Genomic DNA, 20,479 nt, shown 5'->3' with positions numbered 1-20,479 from the left:
AATCCTATTTCTTTTAAGTTTACATCCTTGCCATAACCGTCGTATAGGACATTTTTTTAGTGCTTCTATTAATTTTATAATATTTATCCATTTTTTAATTATATCACGGTTTCCGTTCTTTGATAAGTTTATCCAAATATAATTTATCTACGCTAATCCATTCAATGTTTTCTTTTCCGTTTTTATAATTGCGATATTCGAATATCATTTCATCTCTTTTTTGAAATAATGCATTCACAGCCCAATTTTTTTCTAAAGCCCCTGTTTTGCAATCAATAATCAGTTCATCAATTAATTCAAGTGCGGATAAATCAAATGCATAGCATCTTCCTTCAGTAGTACAAACTATTCCGAAACTATCATTGATTTTCTGTACATTGGATAATGAATCTTCTTTAAACAAAGCATATGTATTTTCAGCAATCGGCGTAAAATCGGAGGAGGAAATTTTAAAAAAGTTTGAGCTATAAAAATCTGCAAGCAAAGCATACTTATCGAAGCTAAACATATAAGATAAATTCTCCGGAAACTTATATATTATTTTCAGCTCATTTTGAGTTAATTCTATGCAATAATCTTGAGAGCCGTCCTGTCCTGCTGCAAAAGATACTACTATGCGATTTTCTTTATTTAAACTTGTAAAAGCTATATCTGAATCGCTCAATTCATCTTCCATTTTTATAGAAGCAATTTTGTTTGCAGCTTTATCGAATACCATTATGCGTACACAATTTTCGTCTAGCCGTTTTGCGGCCCAAATAATCTTATTTGTATGAGGCGACTGATAGATAATGTCAGCTTCGCAGCTTATTATTTTTTTAATCTCGGCACTTGTTTTCCTGTTAATGCCCTCTAAACAACCTTTGCTTTTAGTATAAAATTTAGCATAAATCATAGTTTGTTGCTTTCTCTCTAATCCTCATCTGTTTTGTAAGTGCCGATGAAGACAAATTTCTCGGGATTATTCTTAATGTAATCTATCAGTTTATCGTCAATGTCTTCGTTTTCATAGAAGAATTGTAACATTTCTAACCGCTAACTTTCCCAATCGATGGATATGATTTTTGCATCTTCACCGAATTTTACGCAGAGTATTTCATCGCTTTCATCAGGTGCAATCATAAAATCCATTGTGATGTGCGGCTTTTCACTGTCAATCCATAAGCCTACATTCGTTATCTTCATTTTACTTACAAACTCGGTAATATCACTTGGCAAATCTTCCAGTCCGCATTCTTCAATATGAAAGTCAATATAGTAGCTGTCATCTTTTAAATATGTTATCAGCGATTTTCTTGCTTCTTTTATTTTTTCATCTATTTCTTCAAGAAAGCGTGCATAAAGGTCGAGTATGCCGGTAGACGGTTCTACATTTTTGCCGAGCCAAAGCCACGTGTCTATCCCCTGAATCTCTTTTTCCCAAATTACTTCTACATCATCTGTTGTCGCAAGATTCAACTGATCGAAATATTGATGCTCGATTTTTTTCATAACTTAATCTCCGATAAAAACTTTTTGCAGTAAATATCAATTTGCAAAAAAAGTTTTTTCCGTGCTTTTGCAACGAAGTTAAAAAGCACATATAATAATGCGACGTTTGTCGAAAGACAAACTCGGCAGATAAACAGTGAGGCTGAATTCCTGCCGAACTGTTTATCATGACTCCGATAAAAACTTTTTGTAAGTATATCAAAAAATGAAACTTTTGTCTGTGGACACATGTACTGATAAATACTATATTATTTAATCTTTATGTGGAGGTTTATATGATACCGACAAAAGAATGGATTGAAAAATATGAAAAAGTGAAGGAGCTGCTTGTATCTCCTGCGCATTACGGTAACTTGTTTTCTCAAAATGAAGTACAGGGGAAAAAGTTATTTATATTGCCGATGGGAACCGTGCATTTTCCGACGGGAAATGTTCTGGTGCGTGATCCGCTCGTCTACCTTAACAGAAACGCGGAACCGTATCTGCAAAAAGTACCTACAGGAATTTTTCCATTAGAAACTTTGGTTGTTGAAATAGAAGAAGACCATTACCGATATGTTGCAACACGGGTAAAATTTTCCAATGAAAAGGCTGCCGTATATCGTGAAGCCTTGATAGGCAATGAAGATTTGGACAATGTCGATGGAGAAAGTTTTTTCGGGTTTAATGTCGATGCAGGGCTTGCAACAGTTGTCGATGTAAAAACACGGGATGCCTATTGCAATTTTGAAAGTCGTTGGGCAAACGAAAATCCCGACAAAAATATATACGACGATTATTTTGCAAAAGAGTTCAAAAAGAGTTATGTAGCAAATCCGCGCTTTCAACGCGACGGCGGGGACTGGATTAACTATCCTTTAGAAGGAACGGACTTGACCGTTCCCATGATACAAAGCGGTTTCGGTGATGGAAAATATCCGGTATATTTCGGCTACGATAAAAACGATGCCATTTGTGAACTTGTCATCGAATATATTTTCGCCGGATAAAAATGATAATGCAGTAAAAAGGACTACGTATCCATCGAAATATCGAACCAATCGGATTCTTCGGAAATAAGCCACTCAAGTCCGCGCCGCCGTTCCATCAAAACATCGGGATTTAAGTCCTTGATTTCCGTTTCGGGGCGGAGCCGTTTTTCTTCCGTTGCCCAGTGGTAACGGTAGTGCAGATCGAGCATATCCAGTATTTCTTCTATTCCGCGTAACTTACATTGTGCTTTAAACGCAGCTTTCCCATCGGTGTCGCCGACCAGTTTTATCGCTCTCTCCACATCACAGATGTCATTCGGATACGAAATATCCTCGACCAAGCCCAAAGCCCACACAAGCGACCAATAAGCTTCATAAGTCCAACAGACATCGATGACATCCTGTTCGCTGTATGTTCCGTCAAAAAGTCGTTTTTCTTTTTCCAAAAGGCAGTCCGATACTTCGTAGTTTTCAAGCAAACGTAAAAACAGTTCCCTCGATTCTTCATCCCCTTGCTCATTATGAATGTCTTCAGCCAATTGAATCGACAAAAGACATGCGATGGCTCTGTCGCAGATTTCTTCAAGGCTTTTAAGCTTCGCCTCTTTTGATGATTCCACCAAGGGCAGTTCTTCCATACAGGCAATGCCCATTTCCTTTATTTTTGCATTCGATTTTTCACGCCGATCTTCAGGTTTTATGTACATAATAATGCTCCTGTTTCTTGTTTACGCTGCCATTATATCAAAAACCGAAATTATTGATAACTGCTAGGAAAACACCTTAAACATGGTATACTGTTAGCTTAGCACATTTGACTTGGTAAATAGACCGAAATATGATGCAGTTTTATTCAAATGAATTTTATCACTGAAAAGCGGATAATGTATACGGAATAAAGCGTTAAAAAAGGATTTGTAAATGATGAGAAGAATAACATTTCAATGCAATAAATATTCAACCGGTGTATTGTATATTATGGTGTTATTCGGAGTAATAGTTGGACTTTTGACTTTTTATGCATTTCTTGTGTTCTCCGGTATTGAGAAAGGACCGGAACATGGACCGGTATATTTCAGAGAACATCCCATGCATGCTGTTTATATGATATTCGGTTTAATTCCTATTACTATGTCGCTGCCGGCATGGATTGCTGCAAAATGTTGGAGCAGCAAGGAGGAAGAAGCACAGCTTGAACTATATGAAGATCATGCCGTTTTATATTGGAAAAATAAAGAATTCCTCATCAAAAGGGGAGCGGTAAATATTAAGATTCCCAAACCACAACCTTATTGGTATAAAACTTACGTATTAAAAATACCGAGACACAGAGTTGTTTTGGTTGGCTCTATAAAGGAAACAAAAGAAAAGAGAAGAGGGCGACCTTCTTTGGATGTTGCAATGCAGGAACTCTCAGCTTACAAAAAGTAAAAAGCCGTATACAGCCTTATATAATCGGTCGATAAGGGATAATCCGCCCTGGAGTAGGATTACGATGAACGGATTATTGGGGTAACTAACGTTCTTTTTGGCAAACAAAAAAAATTTCTTGACAATATTTTCTTTATCGGTTTATAATCGCCATATCACTACGGCATGGTACTTTCTAACAAAAAATCGATAATATTTTTGTGGATAATGCCGTCCCTGCTGAAATCAAAACGATCTAATGATAGCACGTATTTGGGGAAATTATCTTCAATTGTTTTATATACTCCGAATTCCCGTTCTCGTGTTTGTTCATCGCTTAACATATAGGCAACTTGATAATAAGAGAGCTGATTATTCTTTTGTACGATAAAATCGATTTCTCTGTCTTTTAATTTTCCGATTTTTACTTCGTATCCTCTTGAGGCAAGTTCTACAAATACAATGTTTTCCAGTATTCTTTCAATATCTTTTGTATTGGAAAATCCCTGTGCTTGCCGGAAGCCGTGATCGGTTACATAATATTTTTCGTCTACTTTCAGGATCTTTTTACCTGCCATATCATAGCGGGGTACTTTTTTAATGATAAATGCGTTTCGGCAATATTCCAAATAATTTAAAACGGTATCGATTGAAACAGTCCTTTTCTCATTTTTAAAATAGTTTTTGATGCTGTTCGCCGAAAAAGTATGCCCGATATTTTCGAGCACATACGATAAGATACGATTAAAAATATCGACATCTCGAATGTTATTGTACTGTAATACGTCTTTGACCAATACGGTGTTATACACATCGCTTAAATATTTAAAACACGGAGTTTCCTCCAAATTAAAATACCGTAAAAAAGGCATTCCGCCAATCTGCACATATGTATCGAATAGCGCTTCATTTGAAAGCTGCGTATCTTTAAACGCTTGTGTGAATTCGTCGAAGGTAAACGGATAAATTTCAAATGCCGTATATCGCCCCGAAAGCAGGGTAGCAAGGTCTCCCGAAATAAGCGTTGAATTTGAACCGGTTATATAAATATCACAGTTTTTATCCACGCTGAGGCTGTTGATAACCTTTTCCCAGCCTGTCACCATTTGTATTTCGTCAAAGAAAAAATAGATTTTGGTATGTATGTTTTGTATGCGCGGCTGTAAATAGGCATGCAAAGCCTTTGCAGTCGTTATATCAAAAAAATCTGCCGATTCAAAATTGAGATAGAGTTTGTTTTCAGCGGGTATGTTTTTTAGAATTTCGTCTTTTATCATCATTAAAAGCGTTGATTTTCCGACTCTTCTCATACCGGTTAATACTTTAATAACCGGCTTGTCTACAAATTGCGCAATCTGTTGTATGTATTTCGGTCTGATAATCTGATTCATGAAATTACCCCTATTAACTTCGATTATAATCGAAACATTCGCTGTAATCAATATGTATTTCGATTATAGTCGAAATAATATATAAATCTATTGAAGGTATCGCTAAAGACCTCTTAAAAAGGATCAAGAAAAAAGATAAAATAAGGTATGAACGGCAGAATATCGGCTTTACCGGATAAAACAAAAATACGATATGGTAAATTTTTGACGGTACTCTTTTTTACCTATGCCGCGCTTTTTTTATTTCCGTTGAAAATTGTGCCGAAAAATGTGCCCTATTCGTATGCGCTTTATGATAAAACGGGTGTCCTGCTCGGTGCATCGGTTGCTTCGGACGGCCAGTGGCGTTTTTCGCCCGGCGAGGTTCCCGATAAATTTGCTCAAGCGGTTATCGTTTTTGAGGATAAACGTTTTTATTATCATCTCGGTGTTGATCCGATTGCTGTAGTGCGTGCGGTTGTGTCCAATATACGGGCGGGACGGATTGTTTCGGGAGCTTCGACGCTTACGATGCAAACTATGCGGCTGCTTGCAGGGAATAAGCCGCGTACATTCGGGCAAAAATGTAAAGAATCGTTACTTGCAGTTATGGCGGAAATCCGGTTGGGCAAGGCGAAAATCTTGTCGCTGTATGCCGCTCATGCGCCGTTCGGGGGAAATGTCATCGGCATTGAGGCTGCTTCTTGGCGGTATTTTAACCGTTCGCCGGCTTCGCTGACGTGGGCGGAGGCGGCAACACTTGCCGTACTGCCGAATCAACCTTCGCTGGTGCATCCGGGAGCAAACAGAGCTGTTTTGCTCAAAAAGCGTAATACATTGCTGCAAGAGCTTTATGCGAGAGGGCGTATCGATGCACAAACGCTGGAGCTTTCGCTTGCGGAACCGCTGCCGGCAAAGCCGTACCCGCTGCCTTCAGGCGCCCCTCATTATTTGGAATTGTTAAAGAAAACGAACCAGTCAGCGGCGCGGTTTTACACTGATTTGGATTCCGGTCTGCAAAAAAATCTCTACCGGATTCTGGAACGGCATTCGCGTGAACTTTCCAGAAAAGGGATCGATAATGCTGCAGCGCTGATTATCGAAACCGCTACCGGAAAAGTGCTCGCATACTGCGGCAACACGGGGCTTGACGGCCGGAATGGAACTACATCGGCAGTAGATATTGTGCAGGCGCGGAGAAGTTCCGGCAGCTTGTTAAAGCCGTTCCTTTATGCGGCGATGCTGGACAGCGGCCGGTTATTGCCGGATCAACTCGTCATTGATATTCCGACCCGTATCGGCAGCTATAAACCCGATAACAATGTGCCGCTCTACCGCGGGGCAGTTCCTGCTTCCGAAGCGCTTTCACGCTCGTTAAATATCCCCGCCGTTAGAATGCTTCGTGAATATGGGATCAGTCATTTTCTCGACTATCTGAAGCGGTGCGGTTTTACCACCTTTACGCGGTCGGCCGACGAATACGGCCTGCCGCTCATCCTCGGCGGCGGTGAGATTACGCTCTACGAAGCGGTATATGCCTATGCACAGCTTATGAACGCTGCATGCGGCCGGAGCGGGTACTCCGGTGAACACGTCTTTCCCGTATCAGCTGGCGCTGCATGGTTGACGCTCAAGGCATTGGCCGAGGGGGTGCGTCCCGATGATGAATCGCTCTGGCGCGTTTTTGCCGGTTCCAAAAGAATCGCATGGAAAACCGGTACCAGCAACGGAAACCGCGACGGCTGGGCAATCGGAACCACAGAAGCATATACGGTCGGTGTGTGGTTCGGCAATGCGGAAGGACAGGGGAGGCAAGACCTCCAAAGTATCCGCACGGCAGCGCCGGTGTTGTTTGAAATTTTTGCTTCCCTTCCCGCAGCCCATTGGCCTGCGGCACCATCCGAGAATGTAAAGGAAGAAACTTTCTGTGCCGATTCCGGATATATGGCGGGACGGTACTGCAGCCGTATCGTAAAGGGTTTTCGTCCCGCTCAAGCGCCGCAGGGTACGCTTTGCCCGTATTGCACCGCCGTATCGTTTACCCCAGACGGAAGATTTCAGGCTGATATGTCGGACATGACGGGGGTATACGAAGGCCGGTTTCCGCTCATTCAAAACCGCTTTGTATTGCCGCCGGCAGTAGAGTATTATTATACCCGGTTTGCAGCGACGTATAAAAAACTGCCGCCCTTCGTTGCGGGGCACCAAGGCGCTCATCCTTCGCAGTTGGCAATTTTATTTCCCGAGCAAGGGGCGCGTATCGTTATTCCGATAGAAATCGACGGCAGTGCGGGCGCCATGATTATGCAGGCTGCTGCGCGTGATATCGGCACGGTTATCTATTGGGATATCGATGGCGTATATCTTGGCAGCACGCAGGGAACGCACACAATGACCGTTCGGCCTAAGATCGGTACCCATGTTCTTACCGTAACCGATTCGCTCGGCGCCCGCCGTGTCCGCACCTTCGAAATCCTCGACGCGGGATAAGTTCATCACCCTTTCAGTGCATAAAAAACGGTAAAAAGGAGCTCCATTCGCGGAGACGGATTGCTTCTTCGATGTGCGGTGCCGCAATGACTTCTTCCTGTGCGAGGTCGGCAATGGTACGTGCAATCTTTAAAATGGCATGGCTGCCCCTTCCCGAAAGTTCTCTTTTTTCGGCATTATGGGTAAAAATACGCTCCGCCTCGCCGGTCAGCGGACACAATGCCGACAGGGCTGACGGAGTTAGATGTACGTTTTTGTAGGATAGCTGTGCTGCCGATTGCGCAGTACCGGCGAGGTTGGAGTCTACCGTCTTGTTGTGTACAGGTGTTCCCGCCGCCGCTCCGCCGCTTAATCCTTTACGCATATATGCGGCATACCGTTCTCTTTGTATGTTATCCGAAGCCGCGATTTTTTTGCGCATATCGGCGGTATTGTAACACGGCTTTTCCGGCAGCCCGTATGCTTGAGTCGGAAACACCGGAATCCGCAAGTCGATGCGGTCAATCAACGGTGCTGTCAGTTTTTTCCAGTATTGTTCAACCACGGCGGGCATACACGTGCATACCTTACCGTCTGCGCCGAGATTTCCGCATGGGCATGAGTTGAGCGCCATAAGCAGCTGGAAGCGGGCAGGGAAGGTAGTTGCCCTGCCGGCACGGCTCAAAGTGACGGTTCCCGTCTCCAGCGGCGCACGGAGCGTTTGCAGTACCGTTTGTTTAAATTGTACGGCTTCGTCCAAAAAAAGGGTTCCGCCGTGCGCAAGGGAGATTTCGCCGGGCATACACTTTCCCGCGCCTCCGATCATTCCTTCAAGGCTGGCATTCGGATGCGGCATTCTAAACGGCGGGCGTTTAATCCGCACATCATGACCGCGCATACTCGGTAAAAGACCTGCGATGCTATAGATATGGGTAACTTCTTCCGCTGTTTTCGGGTCTAGGTCGGGTAGTAAGCTGGCAAAGCGCTGCATTGAAAGCGTTTTACCGCAGCCGGGCGGCCCGTAGGCGAGCACGCTGTGCCCGCCTGCCGCCGCAATATGCAATGCCCGTATCAGCTCGCCTTGCCCGTACACCTCCTCAAAAAAGCCGCCCGTACCCGTATTTGCCGCGGCATCCGCTTGACTCGGTTCCGACCATGAAGCGGCTGTGGAAATCGAGTTGCCTGTGTGTCCGATAGCTTCCCGTGCCGGTGCGCCGCTGTTTTTGTCGCCGCCGTTTGATTCGCTATTGTTTTCCACACGCAGCTCCGCTTCAATCGCATAGAGGCATTCCAAAGCTTCCCGCAACGTTTCAACACCGAATATGCGTACGCCTTGCTGGATACGGGCTTCCGCTTCATTTTCTTTCGGTACGATAAAGTACTCGATTCCGGCGGCAGATCCCGAAATCAAAGCTCCTAATACACCCCGAACCGGCCGTACCCTCCCCGATAGTTCCAGCTCTCCGATGACCATAACCGGCATATCGAGCGCACACTCTGCCTGCAATACGGCAAGGGCAATCGGTAGGTCAAACCCGCTGCCTTCTTTTTTCTGGTCGGCAGGGCTTAAATTAATCAGTATCCGTTCTTGCGGGAAAGGCAAATCAGAATTACCGATAGCAGCGCGCATCCGTTCCCGCGCCTCCTTCACTGCGGAACCCGGCAGTCCGACAATATCGATAATCGGCAGTCCGCGCCGCAAATCCGCTTCAACCTTGATAATCTCCCCTTCATAGCCGAAGGAGGCAAAACTCATAATAGTCATGCTCAGCTCCTCATCCTGCGACCGTCTCATAAAAAACACGATGGTTGCAGTTTCTTAAAGGATATATAGGGCATAAGCAGCAATTCGGCTAAAGATTTGAGGAAAAAATTGCTGTTTTTATGAAAATGTTAAGAAAAAATGTACTGTTTTAGTATTGTGGGGATTAAAAACGATGGAAATAAATCTTTAAGACAGGATACTCCATATCAATCGGACACCTGTGTATGTACTTTTTCTTTTATCAAGATGGTTCCTGTAGTGCCTTCGTTAAAGGCAAATTCTTTTGCAGCGGTATTTGCGACAAAGCTTTTGCCTTCGACGGTAACTTCCTCTTTTTGAGTAATCGTTACCGTTTCATCAGCAGGCGCCGATAAGAGGTTTTCTTTTTTTTCCATATAAGGGCGGGGCTTCGGATAGAAAAATCATCTTCAATCAGCTGAAAGGATACCGTTTCGCCAAGCGAGTACTCTTCAGCTTTTTCATCGATGTATAAAATACCGGTTTGCCCCTTCATAGACTCTTTTTGTGTTTTGTTATCATACTGGACAAAACTGATATGCTTGCCCGCCCAAATTTTTTCCTCATCATACATTTCGAGCTCTTGCGCATACACGCTTAAATCGACGATCGCATTCTCGTATCGTTTTAATGTAACGTTTGTAAATATCATATCAGGTTGAGGCGCCGTTTGTTCAGGCAGTTCCTGATAATTAAACGAGCACGCTGTGTAGATAAAGATAATAAGGACAGGCCACAGCTTCATTTATTCCGCATCGCTTCCGGTTGTTTCGATAACGGTTTCGGTAATGATCTCTTCCGCTTCCGGTTTACGGGAATAGCTTACGGAAATATTTTTACCGCGGTACGGAAAATCATTGAGCTTCTCGATTATCTTATCCGCATCTTCATTCATAACCTGCACGAATGAGTAATTGTCGAGAATACGGATATCGCCGATTCGTTCGCGGCTTATATCCGCATTTTGGATGAGCAGCGTAATAATATCACGGGGAAACACACGGCGGCTTCTACCGATGCTCATAAAGATACTTACCGATTCAGACGGATCGAGCATCGGGCGTTCTACCGGCGGGCGGTCGGAAACATATCCCCGTGAACGATCGCCGAAGCGGGGATTCGGACGCCGGCTATACGGTTTCGAGCGGGGGAAGGATGAACCTTCAAATTCTTTGATTAGATAGGCGGCAATGTAAGAACGCAGTGTAAAGGGTACGTTCTTTCTAAAAATCTTACGATAAGCGTTAAGAACATCGGGATCTTCTTCCGTCTTAACGGTTTCTACTACTTCTTTAAGAAATGCGGTGATTTGTTCTTCATTTAATGCGGGTGTCTGTTTTACCACAATATTCTCCTCTTCAACTTAGCTCCGCCTCATCGGAGCATAACATAACTGAAAATCATTCATCGTGCGCCGGATTAGCCGACACTGGAATGCGACAATACTGCCATAGATAGATAATTTACTCAAGGGTAGGTTTAATTTTTGTTTTTAATATAAAACGATATGTTCATTCATTTCTCCATGCATTTTACCGTGATATGTCCGATGGGAATATCTGAAAAGTGGTTACTTTTCGCCATCTGCCTTATCGGATATTGATATAAAAACCGGTGATATACCGTATCCGTGCATCCGCTTCCGCCCAATACTTACTCTGCGGAAAGCTCTCTGTGAGCGTTCTGTATGCGTCGAGGGCGAGTCTGATATTGCGCATGGAACCGTTTAATTCATACGCGCGTCCTTTTAAAAACCAGCCTTCATCCAATTTCTCTTCCGCGGTGGTAAAGAAATTATCCAGATATGTTAAGGCGGTGCCTGCATCCGCTTCTGCGATTGCCGTACGCGCCTTTTCGAGCAATTGATCGGAACTGAGCGGTGCTTCTGCGTCCGCTGCTGCGGAGTTCTGTGCGGTTATACTGCCGGTATTCCCCATAACCGGGGATGCGGCTTCCGGTGTTCCGGCAGCTATGACCTGCTCCGAATTTTTGCTTTGAGAACCGCTGCCTGCTGTTTGCGGAGCTTCAGAGGCAGCTTGTGCCGTGTGTGTTGTCGTGCCGGTTCCGGTGTTTGCGGTCGAATTGCTTGACGGTTGGGAAGCGGTTTCTTTCGTATTTTTTTGGGCTTGTGTTTCTGCCGCATCCGCTTCGTTTTGGTAGTCCGGTGCTTTTACCGTTGATTTCGCTGCGGTTGAACGGGCGGCGCTGACGGATACGGCTACCGCATCAGTGACAAAATCGTTGGTAAATACATCAAAATAGGAGAAATGCAGTACATAATCGCCTTTTTTCTCCGCCGTAAACATAAAAATCGAAGTGTTGTCTTGCAGTTTACGCTGCTCATATTTTAATCCCGGTTGGGATGTCTGCTCACCGACATAGACCCATCCGTGCCCCGGATAGGTGAGTTCCAGCCGCTGCTTTTCTTCGACTGCTACCATGCGGGATACTTTGGGTTTTTGTTCGGTTTCCGGTTCTTTTGAAAGCGCAACGGTGAATATCTGCGGAGAAAAAAAGTCGCGCATCTCTTCCTGAAAGGTAGGCGGAGGTTCGTAGCCGTGTGTACCGCCCTGTTTTTCAAAAGCTGTGATGAGATCCGCAAGCGTTGTTTCGTACGCCGGTACGTTCTGCTTTGCAGAAGGGGCGGGCGTATCGGAAGTATCTGCTGCGGCTGCAAGCGGTACCGGTTCGCCGGTGGACGGAGCTGTCGGAATCTGCTCGGCGGCTGTATCTGCCGTCGCTGCGGGCGGTGCCGGACTCTCGACGGCTTTAGCGATAGCTGCCGCTGCGGGCTGTGCCGGTTCATCAGCGGCGGCAGTGTCGGGATTGGAAGCGGAAGCGGCCGATTTCAGCTCACCGGCTGCTGCAGTAGGCTCTGCCTCACCGGCGGTCTTTGTAGGGACAGACGTATCAGCGGCAGCAAGGGCAGGGGAGGCAGCCGCTGTCGGATTCTGTGCGGTTGTCTTGCCGCTGTTTCCTTCATCGTTTTGTACAACTGTCTCGCTGCTGTCCTGTTTGGAATGCTGTGCAACTGCTGCTACCGTTGGTTCGCTCTGTACTTTCGCGGCGGTTTTATCTGCGGTAGTGTTCTTTTGACCGGCTATTTTATCTGCGGGGGCGGCCGGAGTACGTTGTTTTTTCGATACGGCTGCGCCGCCGGTTGCCATATTTTTGTCGGTTCCTACTGCTTCCGATGCAGGTGTTCTTTTTTGCCGTTGGGATATGGTTGCACCGGACACGGTATCGATTGTCGCACCCGATACCGCATCGGGCTGCGATGCTTGTTTTGACTGCTGGGGGTCTACCGCTGCCGGCTGCGGAGATATCGTATTGCCGGTGTGAGAATCCGCTTCTACAGCAGGCTGTTCCTGCCACGAAGGGGTATCCTGCGGCTTTTCTGCAGCAGTCTTTGTCGTACAGGCGGTAACTGGCACGAGGAGTAATACGAGAAGGATAAGGCAGGGCGGATAGATCGATTTTTTCACGGAACACTCTCCCATAATTTGTTCATTTGCCGTTCATTTATATCGTGCAGTTTTTGCATCTGCTCCGCATCGGGAATCGTATACCAATACTGCAAATCCGAATCAGTCCAGATTTTCTTTTGTTTGCGCGAATATTGTACCGGCGGAAGCTCAAGCGGCTCGTCGGGAAGCATAAAAATCACCGGATCGATTGAAATCATTACTTCATCAGGATCGACACTCGGCTTTTTTGTTCCGCTTAGTAAAATAATCACGGAAATAATCAACATGATAATCAGTAAACCGAGTGCAGAAGCTAGAACGATGAGCTTATGCGTCCGAATCGTTTCCATGATGTTCATCCGGCTGTTCCTCCTGAGTTGTATGTCGTCGCTTCGGCGGCCGTGAGGGAATGTAGATGCCTTCTTCCGGCTCTACATCCTCTTCTATAAAAGTATCGGCATCTTCTTCCGCTTTCTCCTGCTTTAATAACTCAATATCATTGTCCAATTTGATTGCAATGAGTTTGGAGACGCCGGATTCCTCCATCGTAACACCGAGCATGGTGTTTGCGCCGAGTACCGTTTTTTTGTTATGGGTGATGACGATATATTGGCTGACATTCGCAAAGCCGGATAGAGCCGTAACGAAGCGGCTGACGTTCTGCTCGTCCAGCGCTGCATCTATCTCGTCCAAGAGGCAGAACGGGGAAGGCTTAACCATGTAGGTCGCAAAAAGGAGCGCCACCGCCGTCATGGATTTTTCACCGCCCGACAAGAGGCTGATATTCTCCAGCTTTTTCCCCGGAGGCTGCGCGAAAATCTCGATACCCGACTCAAGTACCTGCTTTGGATCGGTCAGTTTGATTTCCGCCCTGCCGCCGCCGAAGAGCCGCCTAAACATATTGTGGAAGTTCTTCTTGATTTTATTGTAGGTAACAAGGAACAGTTCGGTAGACTCCGCCTTTATTTCATCGGTAATTCGCTGCAAATCAGATCGGGCTTTATCGAGGTCGCCGATCTGTCCGGTCAAAAAATCGAATCGGGTTTTTACTTCTTGAAATTCTTCGGGAGCCATCAGGTTGACGCTGCCGAGTTCTTTCAGCTGGCGGCGCAGCTCCGCGAGTTCGGTTCGTAAATCCATGGAAGAAGCGGTGATTTTATACATCCGCTCCTCAAACTCCATCAATTCGCGCGAATGGGTTTCCCTAAAGTTATCTTTGACGTTCTTAATCTCGATTTCGAGGGTCGCCGTATCGACGTAGTATTTTTCGATGAGCGAATTATGCTTGGCAAGTTCCGCATTGAGCGTTTTAAGCGTTCCTTCGTTGCTCGAAAGCTCGTTGTTGCGGGAGGCGATTTCTTTTTCCAGCTGCTCAAGCGCTTCGGTCAGCTGCCGCCCCTTGCGGTCTATCGAGGCGATTTCCCCTTCGATTTCGAGCAGCTGCTCTTTGATCTCGTCAAAGCGTTTTTGCTCCGTATACAGTTCGTTTTCAAGGTCTCGGAGTGCGTTCTGCTGTACCGTCAATTCCTTCCGCAAAAACGCCGCTTGCTGTTCGGCTGCATCGGATTCCGCCTTCATCTTGGTTTTATGGATGCGCAGGTCTTCCAGCGTTTTCCGGTACTCATTGATTTTGACCGCGAGCTGTTCGTTTTCGGTGTGCAGATCCGCGATGTTTTTTCGTTTTTCTTCTATCGTATTCCGATTGGCTTCGATTGCAGCGTCGATACTGCGCTTTTGAGTGATGATACCTTCCGGCGCTAAAAAATCGTCGATAAAACTTGCGGACGATTTTTTGTACTCCTGTAAATACGTTTCCAACGATTCCGTTAAACCGAGCAGTTCCGTAAACGACTGTACGGCATTTTGAGCAAACTGCGCGGTCCCTTTTTCGGTATGATCGCTTAACGCGGCAAAGTCTGAAAAGATATTCTTACGGCCGTTCAGCAGCACCTTTATTTGGCTGATGCAGTCGAACACCTGTTTTTCCAGCTTGCTGCGTCCCTGCGCCGAATAGCCTGCTGCGGAAAGGTTTTTATCCAGCTCCGTAACGATGTCTTCGGTGATGGCGCGGAGTTCGACTTCCATACCGGCTCGTTTTTTATCGAGTTCTTCAATCTGTTCCTGCAGCGTCATACGGGTGGTGTCGTTGTCGGTAATCTTCTGCGAGGCGAGCCGGAGGCTTTCTTCAAAGTCGTCGATGTTTTTCTGAATATCCTGCACCTTCTTTTGGAAGTCGTGCACTTTCGCATCCTGCTCGTCGGCGTCCTCTTCAAGGTTTTCGATACGCTCTTCAAGCCCTGTCTTGCGCAACTCCAGCTGACCGAGTTTGGTTTTAAGCTCGGTTTGCCGCTCCGCCTGTAAGCGCGCCTGATTTTCCTTTCCGCGTTTTTCGATGGCGAGCCCGTAAATCTCTTTTTGATGCTCGTCGAGCTTCTTTTCCAAGCTGTTTACTTCGTCCATGTTCTCGGAAAGCATCGTATGGATGGAATCGATTTTTGCTTGCACGTCGTCGCGCTTTGCTTTTGCTTCTTTTATGCTTTCTTCGCGCTGCGCGTAGTCGTCGGTGAATTTTTTAAGGCGCAGCAGCTGTATATCGAGGTCGTGTTCAAAGATGGCATCTCGCAGCGACCGGTGCTTGACGGTCTTTTCCGCTTGCACCTTTAGAACGTCATACGAGCGGCGTACCTCTCCCAATACGCCTTCCACTTGACGCATATTTTCTTCGGTCTTTTGCAGTTTGCGCTCCGCTTCGGCGCGGCGTACTTTAAACCGCGTAATACCGGCAGCTTCTTCAAACAAATAGCGGCGGTCTTCCGGCTTGCTGGAAAGAATTTGGTCGATCTTTCCCTGCTCCATGACTGAATACGCCGCCTTTCCGACACCCGTATCCCAAAAAAGCTCCCGCAGCTCTTTGAGCCGCACCGGCGTATTATTGATAAAATATTCGCTTTCTCCCGACCGGTAGAGCCTGCGCTTTATGGCAATTTCACTTACTTCAAGATTTAATAATCCGTTTTCGTTGCTGATAGTCAGCGTAACTTCCGCCACATTGAGTGCCTTTCGCGACTCGGTACCGTTAAAGATAACGTCTTCCATCTTCTCCGCACGGAGCGTTTTTGACGCCTGCTCACCCAGTACCCACTTCATCGCATCGACGACATTGCTTTTACCGCAGCCGTTCGGGCCGAGCAAGGCGGTAATACCTTCCGCAAATTCTATCCGCGTCCTATCCGCAAACGATTTAAATCCGAATATTTCAAGACTTTTAAGAAACACCCTGTCTATTAACTCCTCAAGAACTTGCCGTTTTCCATTCATTCAAGATAATCGGCAATCTCTTATATTCTATACTTTTTTAGGGAGATTGTGAACATCCGGCCGAAGGAAATTTTAGGGGTTCCCTATAACGCTTTGTGCTCGCTGCCTTTTACAACGGCATACCAATAAAAATAAGGGAGCCTGTGAGGGCGACGATAAACAGGCTCAATAAATTAACAGTGTTATTTGTTACAAAGTTTAAGCCTGCTGCCGGTAATTGGTTGATGTAAATCGCCTTATCCTGTAGTAAGCCATTTAAGCCCTCGTACTTTCGTTGGAGGGTTGAGCCTAAAATACTGTCTATAACCGAACCGAAAAAACCCAGGCACAGGGTTATAACAAATCCTTTGACGCCGAAGGCGGGAAGAGCAAGCAGGGACATAAGGGCGCTGCCTGTAAGACCTGCTAAAAATCCGCAAAACGAAACGCCGCCCGATAAGCCCCGCGGAAGAGTTTTTCCATTTATAATATTAAAAACCCGTCCCTTACACAGCATACCGACTTCCGAAGAAAAGGTATCTGCACAGGCGGCGGCAAACACAGACATGGCTAACAGGGTAAAAACGGGATTATCCGTTTTCATCATAGCTGAAAACCACACGGAAACCGTTGCAGGAAGAGAGTTGCACAAAACCTGCTTCCAATTCCGTCTCCCGCCCTGCTCTTGAGTGCGTTCGGCTTCCGCTTTTGTACTGTTTTTAAGTTTTGAACTGAAACTTCCGAGGATAAAAAACAAAAGTAGGCTTAGTGCCACCCATATTCCGCCGAAGGTATAGAGCGTTGCCGCTGTTAAAACCGCGGCGACAATGCCGTCTTCAGTGATAGACCTTTTCTTGTATGCGATATAGAGGATACTTCCCGCCGCAAGCAAATACAGGGCAAAGCCGAGGCTCCAGTGATAGTATAAAAATGATGCCAAGAGTCCCGACCCTATCGGAACCGACAGATTGTCGCAACCGCGCTTTCCGGTCAATTCGATGAAAGCCGTAAATAAGCCTGTTACCAGAGCTATCACAGCTAAAATCGGGAACGGGCGCGGAAAATCGGAACGGAGATTGAAATAAAACATCACCGCCAAACTAACGATAAGGCAGGAAATAACAACGGTAAAAAAGCCGACAAGTGATTTTTCTGGCGCAAAGGGAAAAGGCTTTTTCCTTCCCCATTTTTTTCCGATGATTGCCGCAAGACCGTCGCCGTAGGCCATAGTCAATAAGCCTATCAGAGGCAGCATCAGCCAATTCAGCACAAAGCCGATACCGGAAAGAAAAAACATGGCAACCGCATAGTAAACCGTTCCCAAACTGTCATCGTTCCGCTCCATCGATGAAATAAGCTTATACTTTAAGCTCAAACTGTTTACGATTATAAAAATAAAGGGTATCAGTACTACAGCCCATAAGTCAGTAAAAAAAGGAACGATAAACACCCAGTTCCCTACCAGGATGTGTACGAATTTTCGGGTAAATTCACTGCTTCCGTTTTTCAACTTTGCAATAACTCCCGATACAAAAATAACGGCTAAAATATAAGCCATCGAAATGCCCAAGGCGACCATATTTTGCATATTATCTCTCCTTTGAAACAGCGGTCGCCTTACGGGACTGCAATTCTGTGATAAGTTGTGTTGCTTTTAAAATGAGTTTGAATTTTGTGAGCTTTGATGTTGAGCAGCGTCTTGAAAAGCAGTTATACCCGTTTTTTCTCACCTCATCTTCAATAGCCTGATATATCAGGGCTGCTGCCGCTACGGAAAGCCGGCATGAGCTTTGAAAATACATAAGGTATCTTACATAATCGTTATAGAAACCTGTTCCAAGCCTTGAAAGTTCTTCCCACAATGCTGTGAACTGTGCAGGTATCGCAATGTTGCCCTGTACTGCCGCTTTGCTCATGTGTAAAATGTCATCCTTTGTCAGATTATGCGTGATCATCATGTCCTGAGGAAGGTAGATCCGATTGCGCGTCAGTATATCTTCTCCTATATCGCGCAAAATATTGGTTATCTGCATACCGATACCGAGATTTTCACAGGCTGAAAGAAAATCCTCATCGCAGGGATTGATTTTCTCATCCGCCAATATGGGGGCGAGCATCAAGCCTACCGAGCCCGCAACAAGACGGCAGTATTCGATAAGTTCGTCGCTCGTTTTTATATCTTGAAAGTGAAGATCAAGGTATTGTCCCCGTATTTGGGCTAAAAAGCCGTCTTTCGGGATTGAAAACCTTTGTACCGTATCCGTAAGTGCGGGGAGCCATTCTTCCATAGAAGTTTTTAAAGCCTCATCGGCAGTTCGGGAAGCATCCTGCACGCGACCGCCATACAACGATAAAACGGTTTTTTCAAGATTTTCAAGAAGGGCTTCGGTTTGAGCCGCTGTGCGGGATGCAAACACATCGTCTACCAGATCATCAGCATAGCGGCAAAAAGCATAGACGGCGGCAACAGCGTTAAACCGTTCTTCGCTTAAGCGAGAAAAGGCACGGTAAAAACTTTTTGCTCTGTTTTTTATCAGAATCCGTGCCGCCCGATAAGATTGTTCAAGAACCGTTATCGTTTTATCCTCATTTTGAGCCGCTATCATCGGGATCATCTCTTATCAGTTCGCAAGCGCATATCTTTCCCCCTTCAATAGCGATTGGAACACCCGCACCCGGATGCGTACTGCTTCCCGTAAAATACAAACCTTCGCAGTGTTTTGCCTTCGATTGGGGGCGAAGGTGATTGCTTTGCCGTAAGGTCGGCTGTAGACCGAAGGTTGCCCCGTAGTGTGCATTAAAACGGTTTCTAAAATCATTCGGTGTAAATACGTGTTCCGAAACGATTTCTTCTTTCAGGTTTTCAAGTCCGGGAATCGATTTTAGGGATTCGAGAGCTTTTTCGCGGTAATAATCGACCGTCTTTGCATCCCACTCATACTTTACGGTTTTCAGTTCGGATACCGGTATTAAAAGATAAAAGCTCGATTTTCCCTGTGGCGCGGTATCGGGATCCGCATTTGAAGGCACATGAAGATATACCGACGGATCTTTAAGCAAATCGCCCGTAAAAATCGATGCCAGGTTGTCGTCCAAATCTTCGGAAATGACAAAATTATGAACGCTCAAATCCTTGTGCGGATTTTCGACTCCCCAGTAAAATACCAAACAGGAACACGAATAATCCATGTTTTTGATTTTTTCGTCCGTATATTTTCCGCGCGTTTTTTCGTCGTCGATCAATTCCTTCATGGTGTAGGGGAAATCGGCATCCGAAATAACATAGTTGGCTTCAACCTCTTTGCCTTTGGTGAGGACTCCCTTTACCTTTGCGTTTTCTATGAGGATTTTTTCGACCGGACTGTCGTAATGAATTTTCCCGCCCAATTCCTGAAACAGCTTTGCCATCTGTTCAGCCATGGTGTACATACCACCTTTTATAAACCATATACCGTAAAAGAGTTCTATCATCGGAATGATGTTATATAAAGAAGGGCCTTTTTTAGGTGATACGCCTATGTACAGAGTTTGAAAGCTGAACATACTATGGAGGTCGGCATCCGGAATAAACGAGGCCATCATTTTATCTGCACTGTTAAAGGTTTTTAATTTCAGCGCCTGATACAGGGTATAGGGATTATACATATCGAGCGGTTTTCTGAAAGGGCGAGTGATAAAATGTTTTACGGCGACAATGTAGCGCCGGTATATTTCATTCAAATAAGAAATAAAACCTGCCGAATTGTCGGTTCCCTTGGCTTCAGCCATATTCATTAAATCAACAAGATTGTTATTGACTTTATAATGTCGGGGGTTTTCTCCCTTAAAATACACTTCGTACATCGGGTCAAGCCGTGTCATAGGTATGTAATCATCGGGATTTTTACCGGCAAGCTCGAAAACCTCACGGTAGACGCTCGGCATCATCACAATGGTCGGTCCTACATCGAAGCGGTAGCCGTCCTCATGTATGGGATGCATTTTACCGCCGCTTACCTTTTCTTTTTCATAAATTTCGACTTGATAGCCTGCATGCTGCAAGCGAATAGCAGCTGAAAGACCGCCCATGCCGGCGCCGATAACGATAATCTTTTTCATGTAATCTCTCCTTATCTTACTATATATAGAGCGAGAAACTTTTTTTGTCAATTAGTAATCATTCTGATTATATTGATTTGCAGAGATAAATTTTAATAAAAAAGATACAAAGAAGATAATAAT

At 45.4% G+C, this 20,479-nt stretch carries 17 protein-coding genes; 3 read left to right on the top strand and 14 right to left on the bottom strand.

The genetic code is table 11. From position 1 onward, the window contains the following. Positions 1-103 precede the first annotated feature (103 nt). Together QI63_RS11745 and QI63_RS11740 are read right to left on the bottom strand one after the other, a co-directional pair. Positions 104-895 carry a hypothetical protein gene (locus QI63_RS11745; protein WP_044016633.1) on the bottom strand — a complete coding sequence of 264 codons (792 nt, stop codon included), beginning with the start codon at positions 893-895 and terminating at the stop codon, positions 104-106. Between the two features lie 140 nt (positions 896-1,035). Further along, complete coding sequence (locus QI63_RS11740; RefSeq protein WP_044016631.1) at positions 1,036-1,491, bottom strand: DUF2004 domain-containing protein; 456 nt, start codon at positions 1,489-1,491, stop codon at positions 1,036-1,038. A 275-nt stretch (positions 1,492-1,766) separates the two neighbouring features. On the opposite strand from QI63_RS11740, the gene QI63_RS11730 reads away from it, so the two are divergent. Further along, positions 1,767-2,480 carry a DUF4241 domain-containing protein gene (locus tag QI63_RS11730; protein WP_044016626.1) on the top strand — a complete coding sequence of 238 codons (714 nt, stop codon included), beginning with the start codon at positions 1,767-1,769 and terminating at the stop codon, positions 2,478-2,480. A 23-nt stretch (positions 2,481-2,503) separates the two neighbouring features. Here the strand turns inward: QI63_RS11730 and QI63_RS11725 are convergent, their stop codons facing one another. Further along, entirely contained in the window at positions 2,504-3,169 is a 666-nt protein-coding gene (locus QI63_RS11725; RefSeq protein ID WP_044016624.1) for a DUF4272 domain-containing protein, read from the bottom strand. 217 nt (positions 3,170-3,386) lie between these two features. Here QI63_RS11725 and QI63_RS11720 point away from each other — a divergent pair, with 217 nt between their 5' ends. Next, positions 3,387-3,893, top strand: a complete 507-nt coding sequence (locus tag QI63_RS11720; RefSeq protein WP_044017396.1) for a hypothetical protein — start codon at positions 3,387-3,389, stop codon at positions 3,891-3,893. Positions 3,894-4,051: 158 nt separating this feature from the next. On the opposite strand, the gene QI63_RS11715 is transcribed toward QI63_RS11720, so the two are convergent. Further along, positions 4,052-5,263, bottom strand: a complete 1,212-nt coding sequence (locus tag QI63_RS11715; RefSeq protein ID WP_044016621.1) for an ATP-binding protein — start codon at positions 5,261-5,263, stop codon at positions 4,052-4,054. Positions 5,264-5,410: 147 nt separating this feature from the next. Between QI63_RS11715 and pbpC the strand changes: the two genes are divergently transcribed. After that, positions 5,411-7,732, top strand: a complete 2,322-nt coding sequence (gene pbpC / locus QI63_RS11710; RefSeq protein ID WP_044016620.1) for a penicillin-binding protein 1C — start codon at positions 5,411-5,413, stop codon at positions 7,730-7,732. 13 nt (positions 7,733-7,745) lie between these two features. Here the strand turns inward: pbpC and QI63_RS11705 are convergent, their stop codons facing one another. The 10 genes from QI63_RS11705 to QI63_RS11665 form a co-directional block, all read right to left on the bottom strand. Beyond that, positions 7,746-9,476, bottom strand: coding sequence for a YifB family Mg chelatase-like AAA ATPase (locus tag QI63_RS11705; RefSeq protein ID WP_044016619.1), 1,731 nt, complete (start codon positions 9,474-9,476; stop codon positions 7,746-7,748). Between the two features lie 206 nt (positions 9,477-9,682). After that, positions 9,683-9,871, bottom strand: a complete 189-nt coding sequence (locus QI63_RS13380) for a hypothetical protein (protein ID WP_235619713.1) — start codon at positions 9,869-9,871, stop codon at positions 9,683-9,685. Beyond that, entirely contained in the window at positions 9,823-10,239 is a 417-nt protein-coding gene (locus tag QI63_RS11700; RefSeq protein WP_235619712.1) for an LptA/OstA family protein, read from the bottom strand. The genes QI63_RS13380 and QI63_RS11700 overlap by 49 nt, the downstream gene beginning before the upstream one ends. After that, entirely contained in the window at positions 10,240-10,839 is a 600-nt protein-coding gene (locus QI63_RS11695) for a DbpA RNA binding domain-containing protein (RefSeq protein WP_044016617.1), read from the bottom strand. A gap of 244 nt (positions 10,840-11,083) precedes the next feature. Continuing rightward, positions 11,084-12,979: an outer membrane protein assembly factor BamD gene (locus QI63_RS11690; protein WP_044017394.1), complete on the bottom strand. Its 1,896-nt coding sequence runs from the start codon at positions 12,977-12,979 to the stop codon at positions 11,084-11,086. Beyond that, positions 12,976-13,320: a hypothetical protein gene (locus QI63_RS11685; protein WP_044016615.1), complete on the bottom strand. Its 345-nt coding sequence runs from the start codon at positions 13,318-13,320 to the stop codon at positions 12,976-12,978. The genes QI63_RS11690 and QI63_RS11685 overlap by 4 nt, the downstream gene beginning before the upstream one ends. Beyond that, the gene (locus QI63_RS11680; RefSeq protein WP_044016613.1) at positions 13,289-16,237 is read right to left on the bottom strand and encodes a chromosome segregation SMC family protein; all 2,949 of its coding nucleotides are present in this window, start codon (positions 16,235-16,237) and stop codon (positions 13,289-13,291) included. Before QI63_RS11680 ends, QI63_RS11685 begins: the two co-directional genes overlap by 32 nt. 151 nt (positions 16,238-16,388) lie before the next feature. Then, positions 16,389-17,846, bottom strand: coding sequence for a DUF92 domain-containing protein (locus QI63_RS11675; protein ID WP_044016611.1), 1,458 nt, complete (start codon positions 17,844-17,846; stop codon positions 16,389-16,391). A gap of 1 nt (position 17,847) precedes the next feature. After that, a complete protein-coding gene (locus QI63_RS11670; protein ID WP_158506668.1) occupies positions 17,848-18,864 on the bottom strand; it encodes a phytoene/squalene synthase family protein in 1,017 nt (338 codons plus the stop codon). Continuing rightward, positions 18,845-20,356: a phytoene desaturase family protein gene (locus QI63_RS11665; RefSeq protein ID WP_044016607.1), complete on the bottom strand. Its 1,512-nt coding sequence runs from the start codon at positions 20,354-20,356 to the stop codon at positions 18,845-18,847. The genes QI63_RS11670 and QI63_RS11665 overlap by 20 nt, the downstream gene beginning before the upstream one ends. Positions 20,357-20,479: the final 123 nt, after the last annotated feature.

The organism is Treponema sp. OMZ 838 (assembly GCF_000775995.1).
GTDB lineage: Bacteria > Spirochaetota > Spirochaetia > Treponematales > Treponemataceae > Treponema.
This window is presented reverse-complemented; position numbering and strand designations above follow the sequence as displayed.

What these genes read in the sequence shown, in the direction of transcription:
- QI63_RS11715 (WP_044016621.1), bottom strand. Translation starts at nt 5,263, where the DNA reads ATGAATCAGATTATCAGACCGAAATACATACAACAGATTGCGCAATTT.
- pbpC (WP_044016620.1), top strand. Translation starts at nt 5,411, where the DNA reads ATGAACGGCAGAATATCGGCTTTACCGGATAAAACAAAAATACGATAT.
- QI63_RS11745 (WP_044016633.1), bottom strand. Translation starts at nt 895, where the DNA reads ATGATTTATGCTAAATTTTATACTAAAAGCAAAGGTTGTTTAGAGGGC.
- QI63_RS13380 (WP_235619713.1), bottom strand. Translation starts at nt 9,871, where the DNA reads ATGGAAAAAAAAGAAAACCTCTTATCGGCGCCTGCTGATGAAACGGTA.
- QI63_RS11725 (WP_044016624.1), bottom strand. Translation starts at nt 3,169, where the DNA reads ATGTACATAAAACCTGAAGATCGGCGTGAAAAATCGAATGCAAAAATA.
- QI63_RS11700 (WP_235619712.1), bottom strand. Translation starts at nt 10,239, where the DNA reads ATGAAGCTGTGGCCTGTCCTTATTATCTTTATCTACACAGCGTGCTCG.
- QI63_RS11685 (WP_044016615.1), bottom strand. Translation starts at nt 13,320, where the DNA reads ATGAACATCATGGAAACGATTCGGACGCATAAGCTCATCGTTCTAGCT.
- QI63_RS11675 (WP_044016611.1), bottom strand. Translation starts at nt 17,846, where the DNA reads ATGCAAAATATGGTCGCCTTGGGCATTTCGATGGCTTATATTTTAGCC.
- QI63_RS11665 (WP_044016607.1), bottom strand. Translation starts at nt 20,356, where the DNA reads ATGAAAAAGATTATCGTTATCGGCGCCGGCATGGGCGGTCTTTCAGCT.
- QI63_RS11720 (WP_044017396.1), top strand. Translation starts at nt 3,387, where the DNA reads ATGAGAAGAATAACATTTCAATGCAATAAATATTCAACCGGTGTATTG.
- QI63_RS11705 (WP_044016619.1), bottom strand. Translation starts at nt 9,476, where the DNA reads ATGACTATTATGAGTTTTGCCTCCTTCGGCTATGAAGGGGAGATTATC.
- QI63_RS11740 (WP_044016631.1), bottom strand. Translation starts at nt 1,491, where the DNA reads ATGAAAAAAATCGAGCATCAATATTTCGATCAGTTGAATCTTGCGACA.
- QI63_RS11670 (WP_158506668.1), bottom strand. Translation starts at nt 18,864, where the DNA reads ATGATAGCGGCTCAAAATGAGGATAAAACGATAACGGTTCTTGAACAA.
- QI63_RS11730 (WP_044016626.1), top strand. Translation starts at nt 1,767, where the DNA reads ATGATACCGACAAAAGAATGGATTGAAAAATATGAAAAAGTGAAGGAG.